General features: G+C 57.3%; 9 protein-coding genes and 1 tRNA gene. All 10 read right to left on the reverse strand.

Annotated features, from left to right (window positions below):
* Window positions 1–39 precede the first annotated feature (39 nt).
* Window positions 40–333: a regulator gene (locus E1180_RS00585; RefSeq protein ID WP_155189145.1), complete on the reverse strand. Its 294-nt coding sequence runs from the start codon at window positions 331–333 to the stop codon at window positions 40–42.
* A gap of 76 nt (window positions 334–409) precedes the next feature.
* Window positions 410–4,609 carry a DNA-directed RNA polymerase subunit beta' gene (gene rpoC, locus E1180_RS00590; protein WP_155189146.1) on the reverse strand — a complete coding sequence of 1,400 codons (4,200 nt, stop codon included), beginning with the start codon at window positions 4,607–4,609 and terminating at the stop codon, window positions 410–412.
* A gap of 90 nt (window positions 4,610–4,699) precedes the next feature.
* Window positions 4,700–8,839 carry a DNA-directed RNA polymerase subunit beta gene (gene rpoB, locus E1180_RS00595; RefSeq protein ID WP_155189147.1) on the reverse strand — a complete coding sequence of 1,380 codons (4,140 nt, stop codon included), beginning with the start codon at window positions 8,837–8,839 and terminating at the stop codon, window positions 4,700–4,702.
* A 267-nt stretch (window positions 8,840–9,106) separates the two neighbouring features.
* Window positions 9,107–9,484: a 50S ribosomal protein L7/L12 gene (gene rplL / locus E1180_RS00600; RefSeq protein ID WP_155189148.1), complete on the reverse strand. Its 378-nt coding sequence runs from the start codon at window positions 9,482–9,484 to the stop codon at window positions 9,107–9,109.
* A gap of 59 nt (window positions 9,485–9,543) precedes the next feature.
* Entirely contained in the window at window positions 9,544–10,062 is a 519-nt protein-coding gene (rplJ, locus tag E1180_RS00605) for a 50S ribosomal protein L10 (RefSeq protein WP_283404729.1), read from the reverse strand.
* 309 nt (window positions 10,063–10,371) lie between these two features.
* Window positions 10,372–11,070, reverse strand: a complete 699-nt coding sequence (rplA, locus tag E1180_RS00610; protein WP_155189149.1) for a 50S ribosomal protein L1 — start codon at window positions 11,068–11,070, stop codon at window positions 10,372–10,374.
* A 4-nt stretch (window positions 11,071–11,074) separates the two neighbouring features.
* Window positions 11,075–11,503, reverse strand: coding sequence for a 50S ribosomal protein L11 (gene rplK, locus E1180_RS00615; RefSeq protein WP_155189150.1), 429 nt, complete (start codon window positions 11,501–11,503; stop codon window positions 11,075–11,077).
* 161 nt (window positions 11,504–11,664) lie between these two features.
* Complete coding sequence (gene nusG / locus E1180_RS00620) at window positions 11,665–12,195, reverse strand: transcription termination/antitermination protein NusG (RefSeq protein WP_133946845.1); 531 nt, start codon at window positions 12,193–12,195, stop codon at window positions 11,665–11,667.
* A gap of 51 nt (window positions 12,196–12,246) precedes the next feature.
* On the reverse strand, window positions 12,247–12,444 hold the full coding sequence (gene secE / locus E1180_RS00625) for a preprotein translocase subunit SecE (protein ID WP_155189151.1): 198 nt from the start codon (window positions 12,442–12,444) through the stop codon (window positions 12,247–12,249).
* A gap of 105 nt (window positions 12,445–12,549) precedes the next feature.
* Window positions 12,550–12,625, reverse strand: a tRNA-Trp gene (locus tag E1180_RS00630).
* Window positions 12,626–12,758 lie beyond the last annotated feature (133 nt).

The following is a 12,758-nucleotide window of genomic DNA, read 5'->3' on the forward strand; positions in this document are numbered from 1 at the left end:
TAGTGAAATAATAATATTGTCAGTATTATCAGAAGCTAATTAATCGGAAAATGTAACAATTGCGACATTGCCGGAAAGTGCATCCTGATATGCGCCTTCATATAGCGGATCATCGGGTTCGCCGTCCATGATGCCAATCTGATCCAGCTCGGCCTCTACAAAGCCCTGGGCTGACAGCGCCTCTAGCGTCTTGCGCACGGCATCGTCATCATCCGGTGCCGTCAGCAATGCATGGATGGTCAAAGCATCGTCCGGATTGGTGCTTTCGTCCTGCCAGACCCTGCCGATTACGATGTAAACGACGGGTTCCATGTCTTCGTCATTGTCGTTCATGGCGCGTTCCATTTCTCATCATTTCAAAAGAAAGGCCGCCCACGGGCGGCCTTTCGTGTTTTCGTTTCCGGCCCGGTTACTCGGCGGCACCGGACATATCTTCCAGAAGGCCTTCTGCCGCGCTTTCCGAAGACTGCTGACGCTGCGCTTCCTGGATCAGGTCGTCGCGGTGGGTTGCAATCTTGCGGATCCGCTTCATCACCCCGCCGGTACCGGCCGGGATCAAGCGGCCGACAATGACGTTCTCCTTGAGGCCAACCAGCGGGTCGGTCTTGCCGTTGACCGCTGCGTCGGTAAGAACGCGGGTCGTCTCCTGGAAGGAGGCGGCGGAGAAGAAGGACCTGGTCTGCAGCGATGCCTTCGTGATACCCAGCAGAACCGGGACACCCTTGGCAGGCTCCTTCGCCTCGTCAATCGCACGTTGATTGGCTTCTTCGAAGTCAATCTTATCGATCTGCTCGCCGGAGAAGAACTCGGTGTCACCGGCATCGGTGATCTCGATCTTCTGCAGCATCTGGCGGACAATCACTTCAATGTGCTTGTCGTTGATGGTCACGCCCTGCAGACGGTAGACTTCCTGGATTTCGTTGACGAGGTAGGCAGCGAGTGCCTCAACGCCCTTAACGGCCAGGATGTCATGCGGTGCCGGATTACCGTCGAGGATATACTCACCCTTCTCAATGGCATCGCCTTCCTGAAGGTGGAAGTGCTTGCCCTTCGGGATGAGATATTCGACCGGTTCCGCTCCATCCTCTGCAGGATCGATGATCACGCGGCGCTTGTTCTTGTAGTCCCGGCCGAAACGGATCGTCCCATCGATTTCCGCGATGATCGCGTGATCCTTCGGACGGCGCGCCTCGAACAATTCCGCAACGCGCGGAAGACCACCGGTAATGTCCTTGGTCTTCGCGCTTTCCAGCGGAATACGGGCCAGAACGTCACCGGCCTTGACCGAGTTGCCCGGCTGGACCGACAGGATCGCGTCAACCGACAGAAGCAAACGGGCATCAGAACCACGCGAGGTCTTGGAAACAGACCCTTTGTCGTCCTTGATGACGATAGCCGGCTTCAGATCCGCGCCACGCTGCGATGACCGCCAGTCGATGACGACACGCTTGGTGATACCGGTCGCCTCATCGGCGGTTTCCTGAACAGAAGCCCCGTCAACCAGGTCTTCAAAGTCCACGACACCGTCAACTTCGGCAAGCATCGGACGGGTATACGGATCCCATTCGGCAATCCGCTGGCCGCGTTTGACCGCGTCGCCCTCGTCGACATGCAGCTTGGAGCCGTACGCCACCCGGTGAACGGCGCGCTCGTTGTCGTCGCTGTCGATGACAACGATGGACATGTTCCGGACCATGGCAATCAGATTGCCATCGGAGTCCCGCTGAACCGAGCGGTTCCGGATCTTCACCGTGCCATCGACGTTGGATTCGATGAACGATGAGTCCACAACCTGAGCCGTACCACCAATGTGGAACGTCCGCATGGTCAGCTGGGTGCCCGGCTCACCAATGGACTGGGCCGCGATGACGCCGACCGCTTCACCCATATTCACAGGTGTACCGCGGGCAAGGTCACGGCCGTAGCAGGTCGCACAGACACCGGTTTCCGTTTCACAGGTCAGAACCGAACGGATCTTCACCTGCTGAACTTTCGCCGCCTCGATGGCATCAACATCTTTCTCGTCGATGAGCGTTCCTTTCGGAACAATCATTTCGCCGGTGGCGTTGTTGATCACATCTTCCGCCGTGGTGCGGCCAAGAATACGCATGCCCAAGGAGGCGATGACGTTACCGGCGTCCACGATCGGAGCCACGGTGATGCCGCGCTCGGAACCGCAATCCTGTTCAAGGATGATGCTGTCCTGGGCAACGTCCACCAGACGGCGGGTCAGGTAACCGGAGTTCGCAGTCTTCAACGCCGTGTCGGCCAGACCCTTACGGGCACCGTGGGTGGAGTTGAAGTACTCGAGAACCGAGAGGCCTTCTTTAAAGTTCGAGATGATCGGGTTCTCAATGATCGACCCGTCCGGCTTGGCCATAAGACCGCGCATACCGGCGAGCTGTTTCATCTGCTGAGGCGAACCACGCGCACCGGAGTGCGACATCATGTAGACCGAGTTCATCGGCTTTTGACGTCCGGTTTCCTCATCCATCTGGACCGCCTTAATGCGGGCCATCATCTCATCAGCAATCTTGTCGGTACATTTAGCCCAGGCGTCGACAACCTTGTTGTACTTCTCGCCCTGGGTGATCAGACCGTCATTGTACTGCTGCTCGTACTCTGTTGCGAGTGCAGAGGTTTCTGCCACCAGCTTCTGCTTGGCATCAGGGATCTGCATGTCGTCCATGCCGAAGGAAATGCCAGCGTTACAAGCATTCTTGAAGCCGAGCTGCATGATCCGGTCACAGAAGATAACCGTCTCCTTCTGACCGCACGCACGGTAAACCGTGTCGATCATCTTGGAGATGTCCTTCTTGGTCATCAACTTGTTGGCCACATCGAACGGCACTTCATGGTGCTTTGGCAGCAGCTCCGCGATCAGCATCCGGCCGGGAGTCGTCTCGAAGATTTCCGAAGTTGGGTTGCCTTCGGCATCGATGGACTTGAAACGGCCCTTGATCTTCGTATGCAGCGTGATGACCTTGTTGGCCAATGCATGGTGAATCTCGCCGATATCACCGAAAGCCATACCTTCGCCCGGCTCTTTCTCTGCCATGATGGACAGATAATAGAGACCCAGAACAATATCCTGAGACGGCACAATGATCGGACCACCGTTGGCGGGGTGCAGAATGTTGTTCGTGGACATCATCAGCGTCCGCGCTTCCAGCTGCGCTTCGAGCGACAGCGGAACGTGAACAGCCATCTGGTCACCATCGAAGTCAGCGTTGAACGCCGAACAGACGAGCGGGTGCAACTGGATTGCCTTGCCTTCGATCAGGGTCGGTTCGAACGCCTGAATCCCAAGACGGTGAAGCGTCGGCGCGCGGTTCAAGAGAACCGGGTGCTCGCGGATCACCTCATCCAGGATATCCCAGACTTCCGGACGCTCTTTTTCAACGAGCTTCTTCGCCTGCTTGACGGTTGAAGAGAAGCCCTTGGCGTCGAGGCGCGAATAGATGAACGGCTTGAACAGCTCAAGCGCCATTTTCTTCGGCAATCCACACTGGTGAAGCTTGAGTTCCGGACCCACGGTGATTACCGAACGGCCGGAATAGTCAACGCGCTTACCAAGAAGGTTCTGACGGAAGCGGCCCTGCTTGCCTTTCAGCATGTCGGACAGCGACTTCAGCGGACGCTTGTTGGCACCTGTGATGACACGGCCACGGCGGCCGTTGTCGAACAGAGCGTCAACGGATTCCTGAAGCATGCGCTTCTCGTTCCGGATGATGATGTCCGGGGCACGCAGTTCCATCAGGCGGCGCAGACGGTTGTTCCGGTTGATCACGCGGCGGTACAGATCGTTGAGATCCGATGTCGCGAACCGGCCGCCATCGAGCGGAACCAGAGGACGAAGATCCGGCGGGATGACCGGAACAACAGTCATGATCATCCACTCCGGGCGGTTACCGGATTCCATGAAGGCTTCGATGACCTTCAGGCGCTTTGCCAGCTTCTTCGGCTTCAGCTCGGTCGTTGCTTCGGCAATTTCCTGGCGGAGTTTTTCGGACTCGCGCTCAAGATCCATCGACATCAGGATCTCGCGGATCGCTTCCGCACCGATCATCGCCGTGAAGGCATCTTCGCCATACTCGTCCTGAGCGGCGACGAAGTCTTCTTCAGACAGAAGCTGGTGCTGCTTGAGCGGAGTCAGGCCCGGTTCCAGTACGACATAGTTCTCAAAATACAGAACGCGTTCCAGATCCTTTAGGGTCATGTCGAGCAGCAGACCAATGCGGCTCGGCAGGGACTTCAGGAACCAGATGTGGGCGACAGGTGCGGCCAGCTCAATGTGGCCCATCCGTTCACGGCGCACGCGCGACAAGGTGACTTCCACGCCACACTTCTCGCAGATGACGCCTTTGTATTTCATACGCTTGTATTTGCCGCAAAGACATTCGTAGTCCTTGATCGGGCCAAAGATGCGGGCGCAGAAAAGACCATCACGCTCCGGCTTGAATGTCCGGTAGTTGATGGTTTCCGGCTTTTTGATCTCACCGAATGACCAGGACAGGATCTTCTCGGGGCTAGCCAGAGAGATCTTGATATTGTCGAAGGTCTGTGTGGGAGCCTGCTGATTGAACAGGTTCATGACCTCATGATTCATGATCCGTCTCCTTCGATGCTCGGCCGGGAGGTAAGGTCAGCTTACCTCCCCGGAACCGGCATTTCAGTCTAAAGGGGTCCGTTGCCGGGGTTATTCTGCAGCGTCTGCAGCTTCTTCCTCGCCAATCGCGGGTACATCGGTTCGTTGAAGTTCAACGTTGAGACCCAGGGACCGCATTTCCTTCACAAGCACGTTGAAGCTCTCCGGAATGCCGGCCTCGAAGGTGTCGTCGCCGCGGACGATGGCCTCGTAGACCTTCGTACGGCCGGCAACGTCATCCGACTTGACCGTAAGCATTTCCTGCAGCGTGTAAGCTGCACCGTAGGCTTCAAGCGCCCAGACCTCCATCTCCCCGAAGCGCTGGCCACCGAACTGCGCCTTACCACCGAGCGGCTGCTGGGTGACGAGCGAGTATGGGCCAATCGAACGGGCGTGGATCTTGTCGTCGACCAAGTGGTGAAGCTTGAGCATATAGATATAGCCCACGGTCACCTTGCGGTCGAATTCCTCACCGGTCCGGCCATCGAACAGGGTCGACTGACCGCTGGTGTCGAAATCGGCAATCTTCAGCGCATCGACAACATCAGGTTCGCGGGCACCGTCGAAGACCGGTGTCGCAATGGACACGCCCTTCTTCAGCTGCTCTGCTAGGCGGACGACGCCTTCATCGTCAAATTCCTTGACGTTGTCGCCCTTCATGTTGTCGCCGTAGATCTCGATGACCTTGCCACGAAGCTTCTCGATCTCGCCGGTTTTCCGGTACTCATCGTACATTTCGCCGATGCGCAAGCCCATACCGCGGCAGGCCCAGCCCATATGGGTCTCAAGGATCTGACCGACGTTCATGCGCGAGGGAACACCAAGCGGGTTGAGAACGATGTCAACATGCGTGCCATCTTCCAGGAACGGCATGTCTTCACAAGGGTTGATCTTGGAGACCACGCCCTTGTTACCGTGACGGCCGGCCATCTTGTCGCCCGGCTGAAGCTTGCGCTTCACGGCAACGAAGACCTTGACCATCTTCATGACGCCTGGCGGCAATTCGTCACCGCGCTGCAGTTTCTCGACCTTGTCGATGAACCGCTGCTCAAGACGTTTGCGGCTGTCGTCATACTGACCGCGCAGAGCTTCGATTTCGGACATGAACTTCTCGTCGTCAGTGGCAAACTGCCACCACTGCGAGCGCGGGAAGTCGTTAAGAACGTCCCCGGTCAGTTGCGTGTCCTTCTTGAAGCCCTTCGGTCCGGCGACAGCTACCTTGTCCATCAGCATCTCGGCCAGACGTCCATAGACGTTGCGGTCAAGGATCGCCTGCTCATCGTCACGGTCTTTTGCAAGACGTTCGATTTCCTCACGCTCGATGGCCATCGCGCGTTCGTCTTTTTCAACGCCGTGGCGGTTGAAGACGCGAACTTCGACAACGGTACCGGAAACCCCTGGCGGCAGGCGCAGGGACGTGTCACGCACGTCGGAGGCCTTCTCACCGAAGATGGCGCGCAGGAGTTTTTCTTCCGGCGTCATCGGGCTTTCGCCCTTCGGTGTGATCTTGCCGACGAGGATGTCGCCCGGGTTCAGCTCGGCGCCAATATAAACGATGCCAGCTTCATCGAGGTTCTTCAGCGCTTCTTCCGATACGTTCGGAATGTCGCGGGTGATTTCTTCCGGCCCAAGCTTCGTATCACGCGCCATCACTTCGAATTCCTCGAGGTGAATGGAGGTGAAGACATCGTCAGAAACGATGCGCTCGGACAAGAGGATTGAATCCTCGAAGTTGTAGCCGTTCCAAGGCATGAACGCGACCAGCACGTTCCGGCCGAGCGCCAGATCACCAAGATCGGTCGACGGACCGTCGGCGATAATGTCGCCCTTGTGAACCTTGTCACCAACACGAACCAGCGGGCGCTGGTTGATGCAGGTGTTCTGGTTGGAGCGCTGGAACTTCTGCAGACGGTAGATGTCAACGCCGGACTTGCCCGGGTCGAGATCTTCGGTCGCGCGGATAACGATACGGGTCGCATCCACCTGATCGACCACCCCTGCCCGGCGCGCTCCAATAGCCGCACCGGAATCCCGGGCAACGATCGGCTCCATACCGGTGCCGACAAACGGCGCTTCGGCACGAACCAGAGGCACGGCCTGACGCTGCATGTTCGAGCCCATGAGAGCGCGGTTCGCGTCATCGTTCTCAAGGAACGGAATGAGCGCGGCCGCAACTGACACAAGCTGCTTCGGCGAAACGTCCATGAGGTCGACCTTGTCGGACGGAACCATCATGTTTTCACCGGCGTGACGGCAGGTGATCAGCTCTTCGGTGAAGCGGCCGTCCGCATCATAAACGGCGTTCGACTGAGCAACGTAGTGTTTGGCCTCTTCCATAGCGGAGAGGTAGACCACGTCGTTGGTGACCGTGCCGTCTTTCACTTTGCGGTACGGGCTTTCGATGAAGCCGTATTTGTTGACACGGGCGAAGGTCGCCAGCGAGTTGATCAGACCGATGTTCGGACCTTCCGGGGTCTCAATCGGGCAGATACGTCCGTAATGTGTCGGGTGAACGTCGCGGACTTCAAAGCCTGCGCGTTCACGGGTCAAGCCGCCCGGTCCAAGAGCCGAGAGACGGCGCTTGTGGGTGACTTCCGACAACGGGTTGGTCTGGTCCATGAACTGCGACAGCTGCGAGGAGCCGAAGAATTCGCGGACGGCAGCGGCTGCCGGTTTCGCATTGATCAGGTCCTGCGGCATCACGGTGTCGATCTCGACGGAGCTCATCCGCTCTTTGATCGCCCGTTCCATGCGCAGAAGGCCAACACGGTACTGGTTTTCCATCAACTCGCCAACGGAGCGAACACGGCGGTTGCCCAGGTTGTCGATGTCGTCGATGTCGCCTTTACCGTCGCGCAGCTCAAGCAGGACCCGGATAACTTCCAGGATGTCTTCCTTGCGCAGAACGCGGACGGTGTCTTCCGCATCAACGTCGAGACGCATGTTCATCTTCACGCGGCCAACCGCGGACAGGTCATAGCGCTCTTCATCGAAGAACAGCGACTGGAACATGGCCTCTGCCGTGTCGATGGTCGGCGGTTCACCCGGACCCATGACCCGGTAGATGTCGAACAGTGCGTCTTCACGCGACTCGTTCTTGTCTGCGGACAGCGTGTTGCGGATATAAGGGCCCGTGTTCACATGGTCGATGTCCAGGACCACGAGGTCGTGGTAGCCACGCTCAACCAGTTCCTCGAGCACCTTGCCGGTGATTTCCTCACCTGCTTCGGCGTAAATCTCACCAGTCTGCATGTCGACGACATCTTCGGCCAGATACTGGCCGTGCAGATCTTCATCGGTCACCTTCAGAGCGGTCACGCCCTTTTCGGCGAGCTGCTTGATTGTCCGGGCGGTGATCTTGCGGCCGCCTTCGATCACGACATCGCCGCTATCGGCATCGATGAAGTCGTAAGACGCCTTGGTGCCCTTCAAACGGTCACCGTCAAACGGCATCCGCCAGGAGCCATCCTTTTGGCGGGCGTAGTCGATCCGCTTGTAGAACGTATTGAGGATTTCCTCACCGTCGAGACCAAGCGCCATCAGCAAGGACGTTACCGGGATCTTCCGGCGCCGGTCGATACGGGCGTGGACGATGTCCTTGGCGTCAAATTCGATGTCGAGCCAAGAGCCGCGGTAAGGAATGACGCGGGCTGCGAACAGGAGCTTACCGGAGGAATGGGTCTTGCCCTTGTCGTGATCAAAGAACACGCCAGGAGACCGATGCATCTGGGACACGATCACGCGCTCGGTACCGTTCACAATGAACGTACCGTTGTCTGTCATGAACGGCATGTCGCCCATGTAGACGTCTTGTTCCTTGATGTCCTTGACGGACTTCGCTCCGGTGTCTTCGTCAACATCGAATACGATCAGGCGCAGGGTCACCTTCAGCGGCGCAGCGAAGGTCATGTCGCGCTGGCGGCACTCATCTACGTCGTATTTCGGAGCTTCAAATTCGTAGGAAACAAATTCCAGGAGGGATGTTCCCGCAAAATCGGAAATCGGGAACACGGACTGGAAGACAGCTTCCAGGCCTTCATTTTTTCGGCCGCCGCCCGGCATCTCGTCGACCTGGAGGAATTGGTCATAAGATGCTTTTTGAACCTCAATCAGGTTCGGCATAGCCGCAACATCGCGGATTGATCCGAAGTATTTACGGACCTTTTTGCGACCGTTGAACGTTTGGGTCATTGTCGCTCCTCGTATCGGCCGGGTAACGGCTTCCCGAAACGCCCCTTGTCCAATCGGGCTATCTGCCCGGGCGCTTCGGAAAACCGTCCCCCAATCTGATCAGCTTGCCTATCAAACTGACCGGTCTATGGGGTGCTAGAACGATGCATCCCAGCTCTTGCTGACTACACCTTGCCCTAGCGGGACGTTTGCCCCGGAAACGGGTCAGACCCGCCGGGGCAAGAAACGGCCCCGGCAAACCGGGACCGTATAGGGCTTAAGCCCTGATTACTTAAGCTCGACAGAAGCGCCTGCTTCTTCCAGCTTCTTCTTCAGCTCTTCCGCTTCGTCCTTGGCAACGCCTTCTTTGACCGCCTTCGGAGCGCTTTCGACGAGCTCTTTAGCTTCTTTCAGGCCAAGACCGGTGATTGCACGGACTTCTTTGATGACGTTGATTTTCTTGTCACCAGCAGAAGCCAGAACAACGTCGAATTCAGTCTGCTCTTCAGCAGCAGCTGCTTCGCCGCCAGCTGCAGCAACACCTGCAACTGCAACAGGAGCAGCAGCAGAAACGCCCCACTTCTCTTCCAGAAGCTTGGACAGTTCAGCCGCTTCCATAACGGTCAATGCGGACAGTTCTTCTACGAGCTTTTCAAGATCAGCCATTTTCTTAGTACCTTAAGTTCGAACCAATAGTGGTTGTATAGACAGTGTATTTGGTCGCCTTATGCGGCCTCGTCCTTCGTGGCATACGCATTGAAGACGCGGGCGAGCTGCCCGGCCGGTGCGTTGACAACCTGAGCGATCCGGGAAGCCGGTGTCTGGATCATGCCAACCAGTTTCGCACGCAGCTCATCGAGCGACGGCATGGTTGCCAGAGACTTGACGCCTTCCGGGTTCAGGTTTGTCGTGCCGAGAGCACCGCCAAGGATTTCAAACTTATCGTTTGCCTTAGCGAAATCGACGGCTGCTTTAGGAGCGGCTACCGGATCGTCGGAGTAGACGAGTACGGTCGGGCCCTGAAACAGGTCGGAGATGTGCTCAAGGTCTGTGCCTTTGAGGGCGAGTTTCACAAGACGGTTTTTTGCGACTTTTACAGAGCCACCGGCTTCGCGTACAGATGAGCGCAGGGCGGTCATCTGAGCAACCGAAAGGCCTGCATAGTGCGCGACCACAACGGTGCTGGCTCCCGCCAGCTCAGCGTTGATAGCAGTCACGAACTCGTGCTTTTCCGCTCTTTCCACTTGCCTTCTCCATTTGGCGGCGTTCCCGCCGCCGGTTTACCTTGCCGTCCTAAGGTGGCTCCGAACCCGGAACCGTCTTGAAAGACGACGCTCAGGGTCCTGTCCCCTTACCTCACAATCAGTTCGGCAAGGCTGGTTCGAACTTTTTGCCCGCCATCGCGGAGAAACAGTTCTCACCCATCTATGCAGGCCTTTTCGGCTTAAGCCGGTCTCCCGGCACCTGCAGTCTCGGACAGGGCAATCCGGCGGCGGACCGCCGGATCTATTCAGCCATACGGCTGAAATCTCATTTTAGATCCGTTTGACGGATCACTCACCGGCAACAGTTGCCAGATCTACCTTCACGCCCGGGCCCATCGTGGAGGACAGGGCAACGCGCTTCATGTAGGTGCCTTTTGCGCCGGTCGGCTTGGCTTTCTGCACGGCGTCGACCAAAGCCTTGATGTTCTCGGAGATCTTGTCTTCGGAGAACGAGACCTTGCCAACACCAGCGTGAACGATACCCGCCTTTTCCACGCGGAACTGAACAGCACCGCCCTTGGCGTCATTAATCGCCTTGGAAACGTCCGGGGTAACCGTTCCGACCTTCGGGTTTGGCATCATGCCACGCGGGCCGAGCACCTTACCGAGACGGCCGACAAGCGGCATCATATCCGGGGTCGCGATGACGGTGTCAAAGTTGATGTTGCCGCCCTGTACTTCCTGAACCAGCTCTTCAGCACCGACAATGTCGGCACCTGCAGCCTTGGCTTCCTCGGCCTTGTCGCCGCGTGCAAAAACTGCAACGCGCACGGACTTGCCCGTGCCATTCGGAAGGACGCATACGCCGCGGACCATCTGGTCAGCATGACGCGGATCAACGCCCAGGTTGATCGCAACTTCAACAGATTCGTCAAATTTCGTCTTGGAGCGCTCTTTCAGAAGGCTAACGGCCTCAGAAAGAGAGTACAGCTTGTTACGGTCGATGCCTTCACGCGCTGCTTTAATACGTTTTCCAACCTTCGCCATGATCTTACTCCGTTACCTCGAGGCCCATGGAGCGGGCGGAGCCTTCGACCATCAGCATCGCTGCTTCGATGTCGTTGGCGTTCAGGTCTTTCATCTTGGCTTCCGCGATTTCCTTGACCTGGCTCTTGGTCACGGATGCGATTGTGCCTTTGCCCGGTGTGGTCGACCCTTTTTGGATCTTCGCTGCCTTTTTCAGGAAGAAGCTGACCGGAGCGGTCTTCACTTCAAACGTGAAAGACTTGTCGGAGTAGTATGTGATGACGGTTGGGCACGGAGCGCCTTTTTCGACATCCTGGGTCTGCGCGTTAAACGCCTTACAGAATTCCATGATGTTCAAACCACGCTGACCCAGCGCCGGACCAATCGGCGGGGACGGAGTGGCAGAACCAGCCGGCACCTGAAGCTTCAGGAAGCCTTCAATTTTTTTCGCCATTTTGCTCTCCATTCATTCATGGGCGGACGGCAATCCGCCAGCATGGGAGGTGGTGGTCTGGCCCTTTTGGGCACCCGGCGATGGGCACCCCAACCTTCCACCGACTATCCCGGACAAGTTTATCGCCCAGGCTCTCAAACCGCCTAACCGGCGGCAAACAGTCAGAGCTTGTCGACCTGACCGAATTCCAGTTCAACCGGCGTTGCCCGGCCGAAGATCGAAACCGCAACCTTGAGGCGCGCACGCTCGTCGTCCACTTCCTCAACGAGGCCGGAAAACGAGGCAAACGGACCATCGGACACGCGCACTTGCTCGCCAACCTCGAAGCTGACGGACGGCTTCGGCCGGTCCACGCCCTCTTGCACCTGATTGATGATGCGAAGCGCTTCCTTTTCCGGGATCGGCATCGGCTTTTGATCCGCGCCCAGGAACCCGGTTACTTTCGGCGTATCCTTGATCAGGTGGAACGCCTCGTTCGTCATGTCCATTTTGACCAGGACGTATCCCGGAAAAAACTTGCGCTCGGCATCGACCTTGCGGCCCCGGCGCACTTCGACGACTTTTTCCATCGGAACGAGGATCTCTTCAAACAGATCGGACAAACCTTTCTGCTCGGCCTTTTCGCGAATGGACTCGGCGACCTTTTTCTCGAAATTCGAATAGGCGTGCACAATGTACCAGCGCTTGGCCATGGATATCAGTTCCGTTTCTTGTTCTTTTCTAAAAGACCGGCGGCGGCGGAATTAGCCGCCAATACCCAGCAACAGACCGATCCCCCAGCTCATCAGCTGATCCGCGATGAGAAAGAAGATCGATGCGATCATCACCATGATGAACACCATAACGGTGGTCACGGCGGTCTCCCGGCGCGTCGGCCACGTCACCTTGGACGTTTCGGTGCGCACTTCCTGGATAAATTTAAAGGGATTGGTCTTCGCCATTCCAAGTCCGGTCTGTTAAATACGAGTGGGCGCGCGAACATCATTCGCGCGCCTCACTCGAGGAAACTGTTTAAGCCCTCGAGGCAAACAAATCAAGAGCAATTTTGGCAGGGGCAGCAGGGTTCGAACCCGCGACCTACGGTTTTGGAGACCGTCGCTCTACCAGCTGAGCTATACCCCTTCAGGTCGACCACTATCGCGATCTTGCTCCTGATACCCCGTCGGCCTTGCGGCTGCAAGCCTAGAGAGGCGTGCTGCCGGGCCGAAACCCGGCAGCAATACACCGATTACTCGATGATGGATGCGACGACGCC

This window comes from Roseibium denhamense, assembly GCF_009711415.1.
GTDB lineage: Bacteria > Pseudomonadota > Alphaproteobacteria > Rhizobiales > Stappiaceae > Roseibium > Roseibium denhamense.